18 protein-coding genes are annotated in these 21,271 nt (G+C 31.3%); 10 read left to right on the forward strand and 8 right to left on the reverse strand.

Annotated elements, in window-relative coordinates:
• Positions 1–19: 19 nt before the first annotated feature.
• Positions 20–1,309, reverse strand: coding sequence for an L-lysine 6-transaminase (gene lat / locus FH779_RS10440; protein WP_180904632.1), 1,290 nt, complete (start codon positions 1,307–1,309; stop codon positions 20–22).
• Between the two features lie 12 nt (positions 1,310–1,321).
• Positions 1,322–2,851 carry an L-piperidine-6-carboxylate dehydrogenase gene (gene amaB / locus FH779_RS10445; RefSeq protein WP_180904633.1) on the reverse strand — a complete coding sequence of 510 codons (1,530 nt, stop codon included), beginning with the start codon at positions 2,849–2,851 and terminating at the stop codon, positions 1,322–1,324.
• A gap of 141 nt (positions 2,852–2,992) precedes the next feature.
• Between amaB and FH779_RS10450 the strand changes: the two genes are divergently transcribed.
• On the forward strand, positions 2,993–4,159 hold the full coding sequence (locus FH779_RS10450) for an acyl-CoA dehydrogenase family protein (protein WP_180904634.1): 1,167 nt from the start codon (positions 2,993–2,995) through the stop codon (positions 4,157–4,159).
• Positions 4,160–4,231: 72 nt separating this feature from the next.
• The gene (locus FH779_RS10455) at positions 4,232–5,908 is read left to right on the forward strand and encodes a PNGase F N-terminal domain-containing protein (RefSeq protein ID WP_180904635.1); all 1,677 of its coding nucleotides are present in this window, start codon (positions 4,232–4,234) and stop codon (positions 5,906–5,908) included.
• A gap of 23 nt (positions 5,909–5,931) precedes the next feature.
• Here the strand turns inward: FH779_RS10455 and FH779_RS10460 are convergent, their stop codons facing one another.
• The 3 genes from FH779_RS10460 to FH779_RS10470 form a co-directional block, all read right to left on the reverse strand.
• Positions 5,932–6,858, reverse strand: coding sequence for an alpha/beta fold hydrolase (locus FH779_RS10460; protein WP_180904636.1), 927 nt, complete (start codon positions 6,856–6,858; stop codon positions 5,932–5,934).
• A gap of 186 nt (positions 6,859–7,044) precedes the next feature.
• Positions 7,045–8,376 (reverse strand): metal-dependent hydrolase family protein, encoded by a 1,332-nt coding sequence (locus FH779_RS10465; RefSeq protein ID WP_180904637.1) that lies wholly within the window; start codon positions 8,374–8,376, stop codon positions 7,045–7,047.
• 111 nt (positions 8,377–8,487) lie between these two features.
• On the reverse strand, positions 8,488–9,363 hold the full coding sequence (locus tag FH779_RS10470) for a DUF808 family protein (protein ID WP_180904638.1): 876 nt from the start codon (positions 9,361–9,363) through the stop codon (positions 8,488–8,490).
• Positions 9,364–9,560: 197 nt separating this feature from the next.
• Between FH779_RS10470 and FH779_RS10475 the strand changes: the two genes are divergently transcribed.
• The 7 genes from FH779_RS10475 (at position 9,561) to FH779_RS10505 (ending at position 14,823) form a co-directional block, all read left to right on the forward strand.
• Positions 9,561–10,145 carry a Crp/Fnr family transcriptional regulator gene (locus tag FH779_RS10475; protein WP_180904639.1) on the forward strand — a complete coding sequence of 195 codons (585 nt, stop codon included), beginning with the start codon at positions 9,561–9,563 and terminating at the stop codon, positions 10,143–10,145.
• A 54-nt stretch (positions 10,146–10,199) separates the two neighbouring features.
• Positions 10,200–10,634: a carboxymuconolactone decarboxylase family protein gene (locus FH779_RS10480; RefSeq protein ID WP_180904640.1), complete on the forward strand. Its 435-nt coding sequence runs from the start codon at positions 10,200–10,202 to the stop codon at positions 10,632–10,634.
• Between the two features lie 92 nt (positions 10,635–10,726).
• The gene (locus FH779_RS10485) at positions 10,727–11,440 is read left to right on the forward strand and encodes an AAA family ATPase (RefSeq protein ID WP_180904641.1); all 714 of its coding nucleotides are present in this window, start codon (positions 10,727–10,729) and stop codon (positions 11,438–11,440) included.
• Between the two features lie 9 nt (positions 11,441–11,449).
• A complete protein-coding gene (locus FH779_RS10490; RefSeq protein WP_180904642.1) occupies positions 11,450–11,935 on the forward strand; it encodes a GNAT family N-acetyltransferase in 486 nt (161 codons plus the stop codon).
• A 79-nt stretch (positions 11,936–12,014) separates the two neighbouring features.
• Positions 12,015–13,052: a sulfite exporter TauE/SafE family protein gene (locus FH779_RS10495; protein ID WP_180904643.1), complete on the forward strand. Its 1,038-nt coding sequence runs from the start codon at positions 12,015–12,017 to the stop codon at positions 13,050–13,052.
• An 80-nt stretch (positions 13,053–13,132) separates the two neighbouring features.
• Positions 13,133–14,416: an MFS transporter gene (locus FH779_RS10500; protein WP_180904644.1), complete on the forward strand. Its 1,284-nt coding sequence runs from the start codon at positions 13,133–13,135 to the stop codon at positions 14,414–14,416.
• Positions 14,417–14,430: 14 nt separating this feature from the next.
• Positions 14,431–14,823: a hypothetical protein gene (locus FH779_RS10505; RefSeq protein WP_180904645.1), complete on the forward strand. Its 393-nt coding sequence runs from the start codon at positions 14,431–14,433 to the stop codon at positions 14,821–14,823.
• Positions 14,824–15,001: 178 nt separating this feature from the next.
• Here FH779_RS10505 and FH779_RS10510 read toward each other — a convergent pair whose 3' ends face one another.
• Complete coding sequence (locus FH779_RS10510) at positions 15,002–17,386, reverse strand: outer membrane beta-barrel family protein (RefSeq protein WP_180904646.1); 2,385 nt, start codon at positions 17,384–17,386, stop codon at positions 15,002–15,004.
• Between the two features lie 165 nt (positions 17,387–17,551).
• Here FH779_RS10510 and FH779_RS10515 point away from each other — a divergent pair, with 165 nt between their 5' ends.
• A complete protein-coding gene (locus FH779_RS10515) occupies positions 17,552–18,106 on the forward strand; it encodes a DUF4303 domain-containing protein (protein ID WP_180904647.1) in 555 nt (184 codons plus the stop codon).
• A gap of 37 nt (positions 18,107–18,143) precedes the next feature.
• Here FH779_RS10515 and rpoN read toward each other — a convergent pair whose 3' ends face one another.
• Together rpoN and asnS are read right to left on the reverse strand one after the other, a co-directional pair.
• Positions 18,144–19,616: an RNA polymerase factor sigma-54 gene (gene rpoN, locus FH779_RS10520; protein WP_115000980.1), complete on the reverse strand. Its 1,473-nt coding sequence runs from the start codon at positions 19,614–19,616 to the stop codon at positions 18,144–18,146.
• An 81-nt stretch (positions 19,617–19,697) separates the two neighbouring features.
• Positions 19,698–21,146, reverse strand: coding sequence for an asparagine--tRNA ligase (gene asnS / locus FH779_RS10525; protein WP_180904648.1), 1,449 nt, complete (start codon positions 21,144–21,146; stop codon positions 19,698–19,700).
• Positions 21,147–21,271 lie beyond the last annotated feature (125 nt).

Here is a 21,271-nt window from a genome sequence, read left to right on the forward strand (position 1 = left end):
GTTTGGTTGCTTTTGCTGTTTATTTTAACGCTAATTTAATAATTTCTATTGCTTTATTGGTATCTTCTTCAGAAATATTGAGATGAGGGCGCATTCGCACAGAGTTTTCACCACAAGGAAGAATAATCATGTGATTTTCGAAACATGTTTTGATGAACTCTGAACGATCCAAATCTGATGAAAAATCAAACGCAATGAACAACCCTAATCCACGAACCGAATGAATTTTCTTCGTTTCTTTTGCGATTTCATTCAATTTTGATAAAATATATTTTCCTTTTTCTGCCGCATTTTCTACTAATTTTTCTTGTTCAATTACTTCTAAAATTAATTTGAAGCGCAACATATCGATATAATTCCCACCAAAAGTTGAATTGATTCGGCTTGATTCCTTGAAAACATTATTCGGAATTTGATCTAACTTTTCTTTATTCGCTAAAATTCCACAAACTTGTGTTTTCTTTCCAAACGAAATCACATCAGGAATCACATCATAATGCTGAAAAGCCCACATTTTACCAGTCATTCCCATTCCTGTTTGTACCTCATCAAAAATCAATAAAATCTCTTCTCGATCACAAATTTCTCTCAATTTCTGAAAGAATTCTTTTCGAAAATAATTATCTCCTCCTTCACCTTGAATCGGCTCAATAATAATACAAGCAACTTTATTTTTGCGTGTTTCTAAAGCATTTTCAATTTGTTCAATCGCTCGTTTTTCAGCCTCAACAACCTTGCATAAATTATCTTCTGTAACAGGATAAATTCGTTTTGGATTTTCAATTCTTGGCCAATCAAATTTTGGAAAATATTCGTATTTACGAGGATCTTTCGTATTCGTCAGCGATAATGTATAACCAGAACGCCCATGAAACGCTTGCTTAAAATGAATGACATCACTTGCTTCTTTTTCAATTCCTTTCAAAAAATTTAATCTTGTTTTCCAATCAAAAGCCGTTTTCAATGCATTTTCTACTGCTAATGTTCCTCCAGAAATAAAGAATAAATATTGCAATTCTTTCGGCATCGCAACACGCTCAAATGTATCAATTAAATCTGCATAATCTTTTGTATAAATGTCTGACATCGCAGGTTTATTAACTGCATTTCGACCTAAAAAATCAATTTTCGCCATCAAATGTGGATGATTATAACCAATCGCCGTCGAAGCAAACATTGAAAATAAATCCAAATATTCAACACCATTTTCGTCTACAACATAGGAACCATGCGACTTATCCATATCCATTACAATCGGATATCCATCTGCCAATATATGTTTTGCTAATCTTTCGTGTACTGTACTCATCTCTGTAATTTTTTAAAAATCAAACTTAATTCCTTGCGCCAATGGCACTTCTGTCGAATAATTAATTGTATTCGTTTGTCGTCGCATATACGCTTTCCAAGCATCCGAACCCGACTCACGTCCACCTCCAGTTTCCTTTTCTCCACCGAAAGCTCCACCAATTTCAGCACCAGAAGTTCCGATATTTACATTTGCAATTCCACAATCAGAACCTTGTTGACTCAAGAATAATTCAGCTTCGCGAAGATTATTTGTCATGATAGAAGACGATAAACCTTGCGCTACATTATTCTGAATTTCGATGGCATTTAACACATCTCCAGAATATTTGATTAAATATAAAATTGGAGCAAAAGTTTCGTGTTGAACAATTTTATAATGATTCTCAACCTCAGCAATTACAGGTTTTACATAACAACCACTTTCAAAACCATTTCCTTCTAAAACTCCTCCTTCAACAATAATACTTCCTCCTTCTTGATTGATTTTATCTAAAGCATTTGAATACATTTCAACCGCATGTTTATCGATCAACGGACCAACATGATTTGCTGTATCCAACGGATTACCTATTTTTATTTGTTTGTAAGCATTTACCAACGATTCTTTTACTTTATCATAAATCGATTCGTGAACAATCAAACGTCTTGTTGTTGTACAACGTTGACCAGCAGTACCAACCGCACCAAAAACAGCTGAAGTTAACATAATTTTTAGATCAGCATCCGGCGTAACAATAATCGCATTATTTCCGCCTAATTCTAAAATTGTTTTACCCAAACGTGCTGCAACAACTTTATTCACTTCGATTCCCATTCGCGTAGAACCTGTTGCAGAAACCAAAGCCACACGAGCATCTTGCGCAATTAATTCTCCGATTGCTTTATCTCCCATTACCAAAGAAGAAACGCCTTCTAAAACATTATTTGCTTTTAAAACTTCTGCTAAAATATGTTGACACGCAACCGCACACAAAGGTGTTTTTTCACTTGGTTTCCAAACTACAACATCACCGCAAACCATCGCTAAACATGTATTCCAAGACCAAACCGCAACAGGAAAATTGAACGCAGAAATCACGCCTACAATTCCAAGCGGATGATATTGATCGTACATGCGATGCAAAGGTCTTTCCGAATGAATTGTCGAACCATATAATTGACGCGATAATCCAACCGAAAAATCACAAATGTCAATCATTTCTTGTACTTCACCCAAACCTTCTTGATAGGATTTTCCCATTTCATATGAAACCAATTTTCCCAAGGAAGCCTTTTTCTCACGAAGTTTATCTCCAAATTGACGCACAATCTCTCCTCGTTTCGGAGCAGGAATCATTCGCCATTCTTTGAAAGCAACTTGTGCTTTTTTTATCACTTCTTCATAATCATCTTTGGTTGATGATTTTACTTTTCCAATCAATTTTCCGTCTACTGGCGAGTAAGAAGAAAGTTCTTCACCTTTTCCAAACCAAGTATTTCCTGTCGATGTTCCGAGATTTTCGGAAGAAATACCTAATTCTTTTAATTCGTTTTCTATCATTTTTTTGTGTTATTTTGTGTTTTTAACTTTTACCTAAATTAGTCAAAAGTTTCATAAATTAAAATTTTTAATAAATATTATTCAGAATAATTTTTAATTTAATGAATAATCGTTAGATTTAATAAAATAAAACCGCATAAAATGAATTCAACTACAGATTATTTTAAGATTGATGATTTATTAACCGAAGAACATAAATTAATTCGTCAATCTGTTCGAGATTTTGTGGACAACGAAATAAAACCTGTTATAGATGATGCTGCGCAACATCACAAAGACATTCCAGATTTAATGAAAAAATTAGGTGCAATTGGCGCTTTAGGACCTTATATTCCTGAAGAATATGGAGGCGCTGGTTTAGATCAAATGTCGTATGGATTAATCATGCAAGAATTAGAACGCGGCGATTCGGCTGTTCGTTCTGCTGCATCAGTACAATCTTCGTTAGTGATGTATCCAATTTTTTCTTTTGGATCAGAAGAACAAAAGCGAAAATATTTACCAAAATTAGCTTCAGGAGAATTCATTGGAAGTTTCGGGTTAACTGAACCAAATCACGGTTCAAATCCAGGTGGAATGGAAACTCGTTTAACTAAAAATGGTGATCACTATATTTTAAATGGAGCAAAAATGTGGATTACAAATTCACCAATTTGTGATATTGCAGTTGTTTGGGCAAGAGATGAAGAAGGAAAAATTCGTGGTGTAATTGTAGAACGCGGTATGCAAGGTTTTACAACACCAGAAACTTTGAATAAATGGTCATTAAGAGCTTCAAAAACAGGTGAATTAGTTTTCGAAAATGTGAAGATCGAAGAATCTCATATTTTACCAGAAGTAAGTAGTTTACGTGGACCTTTATCGTGTTTAAATTCGGCTCGATACGGAATTTCTTGGGGTGTAATTGGTGCTGCAATTGATTGTTATGAATCTGCTTTGAAATATTCATTAGAACGAACACAATTTGGAAAACCGATTGCTTCTTATCAATTACAGCAGAAAAAATTAGCTGAATTTATTACAGAAATTACGAAAGCTCAGTTGTTATGTTGGCGATTAGGAACGTTGAAAAACGAAAATAAAGCAACTCCTGAACAAATTTCTATGGCAAAACGCAACAATGTAAAAATGGCTATTGATATTGCGAGAGAATCTCGTCAAATTATTGGAGCAATGGGAATTGTTGGCGATTTCCCTATGATGCGACATGCTGCAAATCTTGAATCTGTAATTACATACGAAGGAACGCATGATGTCCATTTATTGATTACTGGAGCAGATGTGACAGGAATTAATGCTTTTGTATAAGATATTTTTTCATACAATCAGATATTTTTATAGGTTTACAATTCGTTTGTAAACCTTTTTTATTTATCACACATGAAATTGAAATCAATTCTACTTATCATTTTTTGTATTCAGGCTATTTTTCTTGATGCACAAGAAACCTATAAAATTACGTATGAACGCTTTTCGAATGGAAAGAAAGTCGAAGAAAATAACCCCATACAAGTTATTGCGAATACAAAAGAAACCGTTATTGGAAAGCAACAAAGTTTTAGTAATTCTTCAAATTATCCTGATGAAATGTTTTATTATACCAAAACAAATCCATCAATTATTTCCTTGATTACACAATTTGCCCCGACTAATTCTATTATTACAAATGATTCTGTCGCGTTTAATAAATCTGTTTTCACGATTTCTAAAGAAACAAAACGAATTTTAGGTTTACGTTGTAAAAAAGCAACAACAAATATTAATTCGAATACAATAGACGTTTGGTTTGTTGACAATATGGAATTGAATGCCTCTCCAACAATGGTTGGAATGAATTTAGGTTTTGTGTTAGAACTTACACGAAATAATAATTCAACGATTCGAGCTTCGAAAATAGAACGCGAAAAAGATTTGATTCCAAGTCAATTTATCCAAAAAGAATTGCATCAAAATAGAGTTGATTTGTTGACATATAAAGACATTATTTGGAAAAGTAAATTCGTTGATATTCCACTTTTATCACATCAACAAGTTAATTTTAGTAAAGATTTTTCTTCAAATGATTCAATTTATCGTTTTGCAAATGGAACTGTTGTAGTTCGAAAAATTAAAATTCCTCAAATTAAAGAAGGAAGCCAAGTTTTCTTAAATGTTTCGCAACAATCAAATGGTGATGCTTACGACAGAACAGGTTCTGTATTTTTGATCCCGCGTGATTCTAAAATTACATTTATGGATGGTTTGCAAAAAGGAATCAATGAATTACCAATTTATACATCAGCAAATAACAAGAAATATCAAGGTTATTTTTTGACAGAAAATTATTCGCCAACGATAGAATTAATGCGCTTTTTCACACCTTTTGGAATTAATAAATTCAATCATATTCAATTAAAAAATCAAACTTGGGAAACCGAAGCAAAATATCGTCAAGAAATCACAGAATTTCAAGGTTTATTATCTGATCAAGAAGTTTTGATTGGTTTCTTCATTGGAAATTATGATCAAGGCGGACATATTATTTCTGCCAATATTTCTGTTCATCCATCAGGTTCTACAACAATGCCAATTAAAAAGGCTTTACCAATTTTCAATACTGCAAATGTGATGGAAATGGCTGGACAAGAATACTCTACTTTGTTCGAAAATCCGAATGGTTTTACAGTAGAATTCACGTTGAAAGAAGATTACAATAATGCTAAATTACGTTTTACAACAACTGGACATGGCGGTTGGGAAAATGGTGATGAATTTGTTCCGAAAGAAAATAGTATTTTTCTTGATGGACAAAAAGTATTTAATATAGTTCCTTGGAGACAAGATTGTGGTTCTTATCGCGCTTACAATCCAGCTTCTGGTAATTTTGACAATGGTTTATCATCATCTGATTATAGTCGTTCTAATTGGTGTCCAGGAACAATTACAAATCCTTATTTTATAGATTTGGGCAATTTAAAAGCCGGAAAACATAGTATACAAGTAAAAATTCCGCAAGGAAAACCTGAAGGAAATAGTTTCAGTTATTGGAATGTTTCTGGTGTTCTTTTAGGAGAATAATTTTTTTGAAGCAAAAAGATTTGTTAAACGTCTTTTTGCTCTATTTTTTTATGATTTATCAAAACCGTTAACCAATCTACAATATCTTGATATACTTCATCTTTGATAGATTCATTCAATATTTCATGTCTCAAGTTTGGATATAGTTTCATTGTTACATATTGAAATCCATTTTGCTTTAAATCTTTATACGATTCCAAAACTCCTTTACCAAAATCACCAATTGGATCATCTGCTCCACTCACAAAATAAATAGGTAAAGATTGCGGTATATCTTTTGCCCAATTCTTTTTTGTTGCTTGTATATTTAAATTAATCAAAGTATAAAAACCGTTAACAGTGAAAGGTATTCCGCAAAGAGGATCTTTCAGAAAATTTAAACGATTTAACTCATCTAAACTAAGCCAATTAGTCTCATGAAAATTTTCTTCATTTTGAAAATGTTTATTATTCGATTTTGAAAAAATAGTATTAAGTAATTGACTTCTTTTATGAGGAATCAATTTATTTAGAATACTTAAAAAACTACTCAATAATTTAATTCCAGGAATCCTACCTCCTGTTCCCATAATTATAGCACCATCAAAGTGATTTCCATATTCTTGAAGTAGGCAACGTGTTATAAACGATCCCATTGAATGCCCCAAAATAAAATGTGGTAATAAAGGGTATTCATTCTCTAACAAATTAGCTAACTCTTTTGCCGTCTTTATTAAATTTTCTTTTGGATTATCTAAGCAGAAAAAACTGTAATCTTCTTCTATTTTAGCTGTTTTTCCATGTCCTAAATGATCATATAACAAAACTAGAATTCCTTTGTCAGCCAAGTACTTTGCAAAATTTTCATATCGCCCACTATGTTCTTGCATACCATGGACAATAAGTAAAGTAGCTATAATTTCATCTTCTGGAAGAATTACTCTATAATAAACATTCTCTGGTATTGACATTTTTATTAAGATTTAATTATTAAATTACAGTTTTACTTATTCAAAATAAACATTTTTATGAATAAATCATTGACTTTTTCAACAAATTTCAAGCCGATAAATAAGATCTAAAATTTCTAATTTTTATAACTAAAAAAACGAGGTAAATAAAAATTAACCTCGTTTTTTTTATGATGTATGATAATTTTACTTTTTCGTTTTAATTGTATTCTTATAAATCTGACCATCTTTAATAATCACTAAAAAGTTTTTATCAGGATTAGCAATTAATGATAAATCTTTCAACGGATTTCCATCAACCAAAATCAAATCTGCTAAAGCTTGTTCTTCTACAACACCTAATTTCCCTGGATATGGACTTCTTAAACCAGATAATTGCAACAGTTCTCCATTATCTTGTGTTATCATTTTCAGAATTTCAGCATTTGTAAACCATTTTTGAAGACGTAAAATATAACTATTTTGCTCATCATTCAACTCAGGTTCAAACAAGAAATCCGTTCCCCATGCGAGCTTCACACCAAGTTTTTTTGCTAATGGCCAAACTTTATCTTGACCATCCAAAACTGGTTTACGTTTTTCTTTTCGCTGCTCGTCCATGTTTTCATTATTATCCATCAAATTTTGAAGGCTTAACCAAACACCTTTTTTAGCAAGAATTTTCAAAGTTTCTTCATCTAACATTTGACCATGCTCAATTGACTTCACTCCTGCTTCCACAGCGCGTTGCACAGCTCTCGGCGTATAGGCATGTACCATTACATACGTTCCCCAATCTTCAGCAGCATCAACAGCCGCTTTCATTTCGTCAAAAGTATATTGCGTAACATCAATCGGATCATAAGCAGAAGACGTTCCACCACCTGCCATCAATTTGATTTGACTCGCACCAAAGCGTAAATTTTCTCTTGTTGCTGTCAAAACTTCATATCTTCCATCAGCAATAAAAGTAGCTCCTAATTCCTCTGCACGAGATGCTTTTCCAAAAAAACGACGCGAACGTTCATCAGGAGTTCTAAAATCTCCGTGACCAGCCGTTTGACTAATCGTTGCTCCTGAAGGCCAAATTCTAGGTCCTGCAACTTTACCTTTATCAATGGCTAGTTTCAAAGGAAAAATTGGTCCTCCAGCATCACGAACACTCGTAAAACCTCGCATCAACATTTTGTGGGAAGCTTCGCCAACTTTATTCATTAACATTTCTTCTGACATATCTGGCGACATCATTTGCGCCATCGTCAATGAACCAAATACCATGTGTACATGAACATCGATTAAACCTGGCATCAACGTTTTTCCTCCTCCATTAATTTTTACAACATCTTGATTAGGTGAAGAAATTTTTGCAGAACTAATTTTTTCAATTTTTTGACCAGAAACCAAAACATTCATCGGTGATGTTAATGCTTGAGTTTGATGATCTAAAATTCTAACATTTTCAATCAGAATCTGCTTTGTTTGAGCAAAAGTAAAAGTGGTAGCGAGAAAAAAAAGTGCTATTATCGACTTTATTTTCATAATTTATTGTTTAATTGCCCTAAAGATACGTTGAAAGTGTGTATTTGAGGATAAAAAAAGATGATTTCTTAATTAAATGAAAACAATTCTTTTCTAAATCTATTCTATCTCCTAACCTTTAGCTAAATCTATTATTTTCTTAACTATTGTGACAAGTACCACAACCAATAATCCTGCAACTAATGCAATCAAAGCTTCGCTAATCATCATTGGAATTGCTGTAGGTAAATGATGATGAATATAATCGATGTTGTGAACAAATATTCCGCCTGAAACCAATAAAAGCGCAACAGTCCCTACAAATCCTAAAATTTTAATCACATAAGGCAATGCATCAACTAAAAAGTGTCCTAATTTAGAAACAGCTCCTTTGTCATGTGATGCTTTTATCAGTTTAAAACCTGCATCATCCATACGAACAATTAAAGTTACAATCCCGTAAACGCCAATAGTTGCTAAAATTGCAATAAACGAAACTGTAAAAACTTGTGTCAACATTGGTTGTTCCAAAACTGTACTCAATGCAATAATCACAATTTCTATCGAAAGGATAAAGTCCGTTATAATAGCAGATTTCACTTTTGATTTTTCCGAAACTTGTTTCTTATCTTCTACTTTATCTTCATGAATAACTTCTGAACCTTTTTTTGGACGGTGAAAAATAAACTCGATTATCTTCTCTACACCTTCAAAAGCTAAATAAAAACCTCCCAAAATCAAAACATATTTTATCACTTCTGGCATATAATGATTTAGTGTCAAAACAATTGGAACAATAATTAATTTATTGATAAAAGAACCTTTTGTAATTGCCCATAAAACAGGTATTTCACGCGAAGACAAAAATCCCGTCGCTTTCTCAGCATTTACAGCCAAATCATCTCCTAAAATTCCTGCTGTTTTACTCGCTGCCACTTTACTTGTAACCGCTACATCATCCATCAATGCTGCAATATCATCTAAAATTGCAAATATTCCTGAAGCCATATTATTGTTATTTTTTGGTTCGTAAAAGTAAAAAATAATGACAAATCTTTACAGATTATTTTCATGTTCTTTCAACGATTCATTTCAAGCAAATTGAACTCCAAATTTTGACTATAATTCTGATTAATTTTGAACTAAATTAAGTTCTTTCGGAAACTAATCATTAATTTTAAAGAGGAATACATTAAGCTTATAAAATGGAAAATTCTTTCGATCAGTTAAAAAAACATATGCAAATTTTCACTTCAATTTCTGAAGAAGAATTTCATGATTCAGTCCAATATTTTGAAGAGTTTTCGGTGAAGAAAAAAGAAATGATTAAAAGAGCAGGAACAATTAGTACATATAATTATTTTATTGTTTCTGGATGTATTCGATTATTTTTCATCAATCAAAAAGGTGTAGAACAAACCATTGATTTTGCTATCGAAAATTGGTGGTTGACAGATTTGTTTTCTTATATCAATCAGCAAAATTCTGAGTTTTATATTCAAGCTGTAGAAAATTCTATCATTATAAAAATGAGTAAGACAAACGAAAAAATTTTATGCCAAAAACACCCTATTTTCAATTCATATTTCAAACAAATTTATCAAAAAGCAAATGCTGCTGATCAAATGCGTTCCAAATATTTGAAAGAGTTTTCGAAAGAGGAGTTTTATCTTCATTTCAAGAAAAATTTTCCTGAGTTTTTACAACGTGTTCCGCAATATTTATTGGCTTCTTATTTAGGTTTCACACCCGAATATTTAAGCGAAATCCGAAAGAAAGAGTTTTCTTAAACCAGTTTAATTTTATTGAATAAATAATCGACGAACTTTGTTAAAAATTAAGAAATGAAATCACGATTAAACATTCAAAAATTAGAACCAAAAGCTTACGAAGCGATGTATGGTTTAGAGAATTTTTTAGCAAATTCTGAATTAGATAAATTGTATTTAGAGCTTATCAAAATCAGAGCTTCACAAATCAATGGTTGCGCTTTTTGTATTAATATGCACACCAAAGATGCGATGAAATTAGGCGAAACAAATCAACGTATTTTTTTGTTGAATGCGTGGCGAGAAACGACACTTTTTACAGAAGAAGAACGTGTAATATTGGCGATGACCGAAGAAATTACAAATATTAGTCAACATGGTTTATCAGAAGAAACCTATCAAAAAGCTTTGGCACTTTTTTCTGAAAATTATATTGCGATTATCATTATTGCAATTACCACGATTAATGCCTGGAATAGAATTGCGATCAGTTCTCATATGATGGTTTAAAATTTTAGCTTCAGAAATCTGAAGCTTTTTTTGTCTAAAAATCGGCTTTCGGACTAAAATAGTTTAATTTTGAGTCTTGAAGTAAAATTGATATGAATATTTACGATTTAATTGTTGACGATAAGGAAGAAATTTCTTTGAATGATGTTTTTTTAGATGATCAAAATCTTGCGCAAGTAAAACAACTTATCAAAGAACATCGATATATAGAGGAATTGAGCAAATATAATTTACCTGTCAATAATAAAATTTTGTTACATGGATTTTCGGGTTGTGGAAAAACAACAACTGCAAAAGCAATTGCAAATGAAATCGGAAAACCTATATTGATTCTGAATTTAAGTAATATTGTTTCGTCAAGAATCGGTGAAACTTCACAAAATATTCGAATGCTTTTTGATAAAGCTGCTCGTGAAAAAGCAATTCTATTTTTGGATGAGTTTGATCAAATCGGAAAAGCGCGTGGAAATGATGACAAAGATGTTGGCGAAATGCGTCGTTTGGTGAACACGGTAATTCAATTAATTGATTATTTACCACAAAACTCATTATTGATTGCTGCAACAAATCATCCACATATTATTGATGTCGCATTGTTGAGAAGGTTTCAGTTAAAAATTGATTTCAAAATGCCAACTTCCGAAATGTTAGATGTTTATTATGATAAACTTTTAAACGATTTACCAAAAGATATTCAATCGCTTAAACGACAATATAACGTTTCATTTGCCGAAGCAAAAGATTATGCTCTTACAAACGCAAAAGCATTATTGATTGAAAAATTAGAACGTCAAGTAAATTCTTAAAACCCAAATATGGAAGACGAATTAATTTATTTCAGAGAACTTTTGGATACTGATGTTGCGCGACTTTTCGAAATTTATTCGAATGCAGAAGCCATGAAATATCGCGAAACCGCACCAATGAAAACGATCGAAGATTCGTACAAAATGCTGGAAAGAAATAAAGAAAAAAAGAATTCTGGATATGAATTTCGTTTTGCTGTTATCGAAAAATCTTCTGAAACCTTGATTGGTACTGTGATGTTTCAACCTGTGCACGACAAAGCTATAATTGGCTATTCCATTGATGAACAATTTTGGAACAAAGGTTATGCAACACGAATTATCAATCTGATTTCGAAAGAATTGAAATCGAAAAAATATATGCTGATTGAAGCTTGGGTAAAAAAAGAAAATATCGCTTCGTCTAAAGCTTTATTAAAAAATAATTTTCAACAGATTTCGCAAACAGTTTATCCAAAAAATCATCTTTTTCAATTAAGATTTACCTATTCTTAAGTTTTACTTAAGATAAATCTTTAAGCGTTTATTTCTAAAATCATCGCCCTATTTTTGTATCAGAATAAAATTTCTGATCATGATTTTTACTATTTTTCTCCTATTTATTGGAGCAATTTTAGCATTTTGGATAAGTGCAATTTGTGGCGGTGGCGCAAGTTTAATCTTAATTCCAATCCTCAATCTTATTATTCCAACTTCGTTAGTTCCTTTTTCATTAACAATCGGAACATTTACAAGTTCTGCCTCTCGAATAGCGGCTTTCAGAAAATCTGTACATTGGAAAATCTTCTTTTGGTTTGTGCCATTTTCAATTCCAGCAGTTTTAATGGGTGCTTATTTAATCAAATTTATCAACCCAATTTATTTGCAAATTATTGTAGCTGTATTATTGATTTCAAATGTTCCACAATTATTTCTAAACAAGAAACAACAAGATAATGAAGAAAAACCTTCGTCAAAATATATTTTAGCTATTGTTGGTTTTTTAGCTGGATTCGTTTCTGGAATAACAGGTGCAATTGGTTTATTATTCAATAGATTTTATTTAAAATATGGATTAACAAAAGAAGAAATTATTGCAACACGAGCTGCCAACGAAATTATACTTCATATCATAAAATTAATCATTTATATTGTTCTTGGTTTATATTCAAAAAACGCTTTATTACTTGGATTGACGATTGCAGTTGCCTCAATTATTTCTTCTTATACGGTCAAATATATTTTACCTTATTTTAGCGATTTTATTTTCAGAAAAGTTGGCTATGCGGCAATGGTTATTTCTGGAATTACACTTTTTTATACAAGTTCTCAAAAAATCATTCAAGAAGATAAAGTTCAACTTACAACAACAAGTAAAGGTGACGAAAATGAAACAACTTTGAAATGGCGAAACAGTGATTTTGTGATGGAATATTCGTTAGATGGTGAATTTGAGATTGAACGTCCAATTCAACCGAATGAATTACCTGAAAAATTATTGAAAAAATACAATGAAATTTTACCTAATTACGATAAAATCCATCTCGAAAAAGTATTCAAAATTGGAGAAGATAGTTATGAATTTTATTGTTACAAAGGCAATAAACTAACCAAATTTGAACTGAAAGAATAGAAGATTGAACAATTAATTTTTACGAAACATTATTTTTGATAAATTATTCTTAAGTTTAGCCAACATTACTATAAAAATTTATGAATACAAAAGATAATCCCAAACTAATACGAGCTTGGATTTCTTACGATTGGGCAAATTCTGTTCATTCTTTAGTTATTGCCTCTGCTATTTTTCCGGTTTATTATACTTTAATGACCTATGATGCGAACGATCAACCGATCAAATTTTTAGGATTATTACCAGAGTCCGCATTCAATTTTTCATTGGCAATTGCTTTCTTTTTTGTGATTGTTTTGTCTCCTGTTTTGTCTTCAATTGCAGATTTAATCGGAAATAAAATAAAATTTCTTCGCTTTTTTTGTTATTTAGGGTCGTTCTCATGTATCGGAATGTTTTTCTTCACATCGAGCGATTTAGTTTGGTTAGCTTTATTACTCAATATCACCGCAAGCATAGGTTTTTGGGGGAGTTTAGTTTTTTACAACGCCTATTTACCAGAAATTGTCTCAGACGAAAAAATGGACAAAGTTTCCGCTCAAGGTTATATGTTTGGTTATATTGGTTCTGTCATTTTATTGACGATTTGTTTAGCAATGATACAATTCGCCCCAGAAGAACAACAAGCTATGTTTACTCGAATAAGTTTCTTATTAACAGGAATTTGGTGGTTAGGATTTGGACAAATTGCATTAAGCAAATTACCAAATCACAAATATGATCGTGAAATTCCGAAAGATATTATCAAATCAAGTTTTAGAAATTTAAAACATACCTTCAAAGATCTGAATCAATACAAAAATATTCGTGTTTTTTTGGCTGGATTTTTCTTTTACAGTTTAGCAATGCAAACTATCTTTTTGATGGCGGCAATGTTTGGAAGTTCAGAAATAGGAATGGAATCTTCAGAATTGATTATGACCATTTTATTAATTCAAATTGAAGCTGTTTTAGGGGCATGGTTATTCTCTTTTCTATCAGGAAAAATAGGAAATAAGAAAACCTTATTAATCGGGATTTTTATCTGGATTATTACATGTATTATTGGTTATTTAATTAATAAAAATGATCCTAATGTAAAAACTCAATTTTACGTAATGGCTGCAATGGTTGGTCTTGTAATGGGAGGTTTGCAAGCTTTATCACGTTCTACATACGCCAAATTATTACCAGAAACAGAAGACACAACAACCTATTTTAGTTTTTATGATGTGTTCGAAAAATTTGCCTTATTTTTAGGTTTAGTTATTTATGGATTATTGATTGAATATTCTGGCGGAATGAAAGCTTCGGCTCTTGCAATGGGCGTTTCGTTTGCGATTAGTTTCATTATTTTATTGTTCTATAAAATGGAGAAGAAATAATAATATGAATATCTATGAAAAAGATTACATTACTATTATTATATTATCTATGTCAAAGTTGTGCTGATAAAAATAATTCTTTTGATGAATTTGATATAACATATAGTAATTTTTTTCAAGTTTATAATTCAATCAAATTAACTAATAGTGACACTGTATTTATTAGAAAATATTATGAAGATTTCGAATTAAAAAATCCATATTATCACAAGGATTATTATGCAATTTTAAATAAAACTGATCGAGATAATATTAATAAAGCAATTGCAAATATTAATCTATATAACTATGATTCAGTTTACCAAAATAAAATTATTATTGATGGATTTATTTATAGAATATATTTAAAAAAGGATGATACTGAAAAATCTATTTTCGTTTCTAACAAAATGCCTCCAGAAGAATAAAATCAATTGAAACAATTAATATTAAAATCTGTTGATAATTTGAAGCTATTAAAAACAGATAAGAATTTTAGTATAAAAAGTCAAGATATTTTCCCTGAACCAGAGAAAATTACGTATTAATTTTCAAATAAAACTAAACCCCAATATTTTAATCAATATTGGGGTTTAGTTTTAAAAATTATAACCTTCCTTTTTCCGAACTACTTTTTGATTGTTCTATCGTAAATGATTTTCCGAAATTGTATCGAATTCCAACACGATAATAACGAGCGGATTGTCCTGTATAAACAAATTTTGTATCGTTACTAAAACTTTGATCTTGCCAAGCTCTATCTTTAAATACATTATTTACATTAAACGAAACTTCAAACTTTTTATCCAGAAATAACGCTCTCAAACCAAAAGCTGTACTCCAATTAGCACGACTTCTTGACATCGCATCAATTGTTTTTGTTGAATAATTTGTAGTATGGTTAAATAATAATGTTTTAGATTTATTCAGTTCTAAATTATTTGTCAAACGAAATTCTCCATTAAATCCATCCAATGTATAATTATATTCTGGAATAATTCCTTTCGTTTTTTTGTAATACAAATCAATCGCTCCATTGACTTTCCACCATTTTACAAGCTTGAAATTTAGATTTTCACTAATCCCAAAACTCTCCGAATCAGCATAATTATATGGAATCCAATTTTGTGTATTTTCTGTTGGATTTACAACCACAATTTGATTGATTTCATCCGTAGAATTTCTATAATATAACGTTGTAATTGCCAAATCTTTGTATGCATATTCCAACTCATAATTATACGAATAAGAAGGTTTTAACTTCGGATTTCCTTCTGCAAAAGAATAAGGCGAATAAATGGTACGAAACGGATTCAATTGTCCCATAAAAGGTCGATCAATACGTCGCCCAACATTTATACTTAACGAATGATTTTCAGCAGGTTTATACATCAAATAAGCCGTTGGGAATAACCCATCATATTTATAGGTATCATGTTGATTTTCTTGTGGAGAAAAACCTTTTGCATCAGTATTTTCGTATCTCAAACCAATTTTTGCTGACCATTTTTCTGAAATATCTTTTTCGATACTCGCATAAAAAGCTAAAATATTTTCGTCATAATAAAAACCATTACTCAACTTTTCATCATAAACAGGCGTTCCAGAAGATGTGTTGTAAAATAAATTATCGCTATTATTTTTCGTCCAACTGTAACGTCCACCATAATTTAGTTTCCAAGTATTAACGGGGTGTTCCATATCAATATTCAAACTATAATTATTTGCTTTTTGATCAGACAAACTTTTATTTCCTTGATATTCTGCTGTATTTTCAAGATCATTTGAATCAAAAAATCGGTTAGAAGCTACACTTGTATTATTGTTATTAAAATTAACCCAATCAAAATCAAAGGTTAATTTTTTCCCGATTGTATCCATTTTATAAATCACATGATAATTCAGTGTATTGTATTTCGTGTTGCCTTTGCTCCCATTTCGATCATTCAAAATATAACTCAACAATTCATTTTTATCCAAACTATTTATCGTTGTTTTCGTACCACCAGTTCCTTTTCGATTTCCAGCATATAAATCAAGTGTAAAACCAGTTGTCAACTTCTCCGAAATTTTATAATCTAAACCTAATTTTCCGCCAATATTTCTATTTTTTCCACTATTTTTTTCTCTTTCGGTCCAAACTTCATTGGTTTTTGTGAAATAAATATCAGATTGTCCAATTCCGTCATATTCTCCAAAACCACCAAAAATATTCGAAACTAATGTCCATTTATTTTTTCGGTAATTAAACGATGCACTATTGTTCCAATATGGTTTGTTATAATGTTGCAATGACGATGACAAACTCCCATTCCACGAGTCTTTTTTACCAGATTTTAATACAATATTTAGAATTCCACTATTTCCTATTGCTTGATATTTTGCGGGCGGATTTGTAATTACTTCTATTTTCTCGATATCATCTGCGCGAAGCGTTTTTAAATAATTTATCAATTGATCACCAGACATTTCCAACAAACGATCGTCCACCATCACACGCAAATTACTTTTACCAATTATCGAAACAACATCATTATCAACCTTCACACGAGGCGCCAATTTTAGCAAATCTAACGCATCTCCACCTTTTGCTCCTTCCGCTAAATCTGCATTAAAAACAAGTCGATCAACTTTCTTTTCAATTAATTTTTTCTGACTTTTTACAACTGTTTCATTTAATGTAATATTTTCAGTTTTTGGAATAATAATAACGCCTAAATCTTGATTTTGTCCACATAAAATTGTTTGAGTATGAAGCAAAACACCAGCTTCTTCTATTCGAAACGTATAATTTCCTTCTACTAAATCAACTGTAAAAGTTCCTTTATCATCAGTTGAAATTTCATCAATAATTTGATCATCTTTTAAAATAATAACATCAGCCAAACTAACAGGCATTTGATTCGTATATTGCAAGCTTCCTTTATATTGTTGTTGCGCAAAAATCGAGGTCGAGGCAAATAATAAAATTGGTATGTATAATTTAGACATATTAGGTTTGTTTACTATAATGACGTGTGAATTACAGAAAAGTTACATAGAAAATGAATAATAATTGAATTTGTCTTTAAAAAATAAATTAACAATGATTTAATATTTAAAGAATTTTACTACATTTCAAAAAATAATTACAACTGATTAAAAAAATATAAATGAATGGATTTTAATGAATTAAAAAACAAATTAGTGCAATCAACCAAACAAGCCTTTTTGAAAATTTATAACGAAAATCCTTCCCAAGACCTTTATGCTTTTGCCTTGTGCAATAACGACTCGAAAATAGCTATTCATCCTTCGGCAAATTCTGTAGAACATTTGGAAAAAGTTTCGGATGAAGACGATTTTTGTTACTACAAATACGAGCCTTCTGAATGGAAATATGATTATTTAGGAGCTGAAAACTCTTTTCAAGAAATCAATCAAATGTGCAAAGAAATCGTTGATGAACACGATGATGACGAAGATTGGTTTTATCAATTTCAGAATAAAATTAATGAAAAATGTATCGAAGTTTTAGAAGAATTAAAGAATGAAAATTTCTTTTCTAAATTAATCGGTAAAGATATTTTCTTAAACTTTTCTGTGATTGATGATGATTTGAACGTAGAAAAACAACAAAAAATTATTACTCAATTGAATGATAATTCATACAAAGAAGATTATTTTGAATGGATGACAACTTGGGGTAAAAACAAAAAAAGAGCTTTATAAAAAGCTCTTTTTTTTGTTGAATATATTTCTAAAAATTTTAGATTTCTTTTCTCAATCTCGCAACCGGAATATTTAATTGTTCACGATATTTTGCAATTGTACGACGAGCAATTGGATAACCTTTTTCTTTTAAAATTTCAGTTAATTTTTCGTCTGTCAAAGGTTTACGTTTGTCTTCATCTGCAATTACATCTTGCAAAATTCGTTTAATTTCGCGCGTCGAAACTTCTTCACCTTCATCATTTGTTAACGATTCTGAGAACAAATCTTTTATCAAAAATGTTCCGTAAGGCGTTGTGACATATTTAGAATTCGCTACACGAGAAACTGTCGAAATATCCATTCCAATTCTGTCTGAAATATCTTTCAAAATCATCGGTTTAATTTTCGTTTCATCTCCTGTTAAGAAATACTCTTTTTGAAATTTCATAATCGCTTCCATTGTGTACAAAAGCGTGTTACGGCGTTGCTGAACCGCATCAATAAACCATTTCGCAGAATCTAACTTTTGTTTGACAAACATCACAGCTTCTTTCTGTTGATTCGATTTATTTTCGGTTTTTTTGTATGTATCTAACATTTCTGCAAACGCACTCGAAATTTTCAATTCTGGTACATTACGTCCATTTAACGACAATTCTAAATCGCCATCGTTGATATGAATCGTAAAATCTGGCGTTATTTGCTCTACAATTTTACTACTACTCGAAAATGATTTTCCTGGTTTTGGATTCAAACGTTCAATCTCCGAAATTGCATCACGCAACTCATCATCATCCGCATCATATTTTGCCATCAATTTCGAATAATGCTTTTTCGTAAATGCATCAAACGATTCTGAAATTAATTTTTCGGCTAATTCTACTGCTTCTGTTTGATTTTTATTTTCTAATTGAATCAATAAACATTCTTGCAAATCACGCGCACCTACACCAACTGGATCCATTCGTTGAATATAATTAATCAACAAATTTTCGACCTCTTCTGGCGAAGTGTAAATATTTTGCGAGAATGCTAAATCGTCAACCAACGATTTAATATCACGACGCATATAACCATCATCGTCAATATTTCCTAAGATAAATTCAGCAATTTGAAATTGTTCCGAAGTTAATCGATTCGTATATAATTGCGATGTCAAAAACTCGATAAAGCTCTCTCCTTGCGCGTAAGGAACAGATTTATCTTCGTCATCATCACTATAATTATTCGTATACGTTTTATAATTTGGGATGTCATCATCGCTCAAATAATCATCAATATTGATATCACTTGTATCAATCACTTGCTCGTCGCCAAAATCATCACTCTGATTGTCCCATTCTTCCTGCTCTCCTCCGTAATCTTCGTCATATTCAGAAGATTGATCATCCAAAGCAGGGTTTTCTTCCAACTCTTCCTTTACGCGTTGTTCAAAAGCAACCGTAGGAAGTTGAACCAACTTCATTAATTGGATTTGTTGTGGCGATAGTTTTTGTTGTAATTTTAAATTTAATTCCTGCTTTAACATATTTTGGGTTTTGGCTTATATAAAAAACGGATTTAGCTTAAAGTTACAATTTTTAAGCATAAATCCGTAAAAATATTTTGATTAAAATTCAGCGTTATTCGGTGTTCTAGGGAAAGGAATTACGTCACGAATGTTACCCATTCCTGTAACGAATAATACCAAACGCTCTAAACCTAAACCGAAACCTGAATGTGGCACAGAACCGAAACGTCTTGTGTCGCGGTACCACCATAATTCTTCTTTATCGATTCCGAATTTTTCCATTTTTTCGTCTAAAACTTCTAAACGTTCTTCACGCTCAGAACCTCCGATAATTTCTCCTATTCCAGGGAATAAAACGTCCATTGCACGAACTGTTTTTCCGTCATCATTCATACGCATATAAAATGCTTTGATTTCTGCAGGATAATCAAATAAAATAACTGGCGTTTTGAAGTGTTTCTCAACTAAATAACGTTCGTGTTCTGATTGTAAATCTGCTCCCCAACCTTCGATTGGATATTTGAATTTACCTTTTTTATTTGGTTTAGAATCTTTTAAGATATCAATTGCTTCTGTATAAGTTAAACGAATGAATTTGTTATTTAAAACATATTCTAAACGCTCAATTAAACCTAATTCAGAACGCTCTGCTTCTGGTTTTTGTTTTTGTTCTTTGTCAAAACGTTCAGCTAAGAATTTCAAATCATCTTTACACGTTTCCATTGCATAAGTGATAACAGATTTCATAAAATCTTCTGCCAAATCCATATTTTGATCTAAACGGAAAAACGCAACTTCTGGTTCAATCATCCAGAATTCAGCTAAGTGACGAGAAGTATTCGAGTTTTCTGCACGGAAAGTAGGTCCAAATGTATAAATTTTCCCTAATCCCATTGCTGCAGTTTCTCCTTCTAACTGTCCAGAAACCGTTAAGTTAGTCGATTTACCAAAGAAATCTTGTGTATAATCTACTTTTCCTTCTTCGTTTTTAGGCAAGTTTTCCATATCCAAGTTTGTGATATGAAACATCTCTCCTGCTCCTTCAGCATCAGATCCTGTAATAATTGGTGTGTTGATGTAAACGAATCCATTTTCGTTGAAATACTTGTGAATTCCGAACATTAACGCATTACGAACACGCATAGTGGCAGCAAAAACATTCGTTCTGAAACGTAAATGTGCTTGCTCTCGCAAAATTTCTAAACTGTGTTGTTTTGGTTGTAAAATAGTTCCTTTTAAATCATCAGATGGCGCAGTTCCTAAAATTTTGATTTCTTTCGCAACAATTTCAATATCTTGACCTGCTCCTTCACTTTCTACCACTTCTCCTTTAACTTGTAAAGAAGCTGCTGTAGAAATTTGTTTTATAATTGATTCGTCAAAATTTTCGAAATCTACTACTACTTGAATATTATTAATTGTAGAACCGTCATTCAACGCGATGAAACGATTACTTCTGAACGATCTTACCCATCCATTTACAACTACTTCCTGTAGCAACAAATCCTTGCCTTTTTCTAATAAGGCTTTAATTCCGTACGATTGCATAATTTTTTAATTTATCCTTACAAATTTAGTTATTATTTAAAGTTATAAAAATTATAGGCATAATTTTTGCGAATATTTTTCAACCAACCTAAAAATCCTTTATAATTTCAATGAAAATGTAAAGG

The organism is Empedobacter falsenii, from assembly GCF_013488205.1.
Classification (GTDB): Bacteria; Bacteroidota; Bacteroidia; order Flavobacteriales; family Weeksellaceae; genus Empedobacter; species Empedobacter falsenii_C.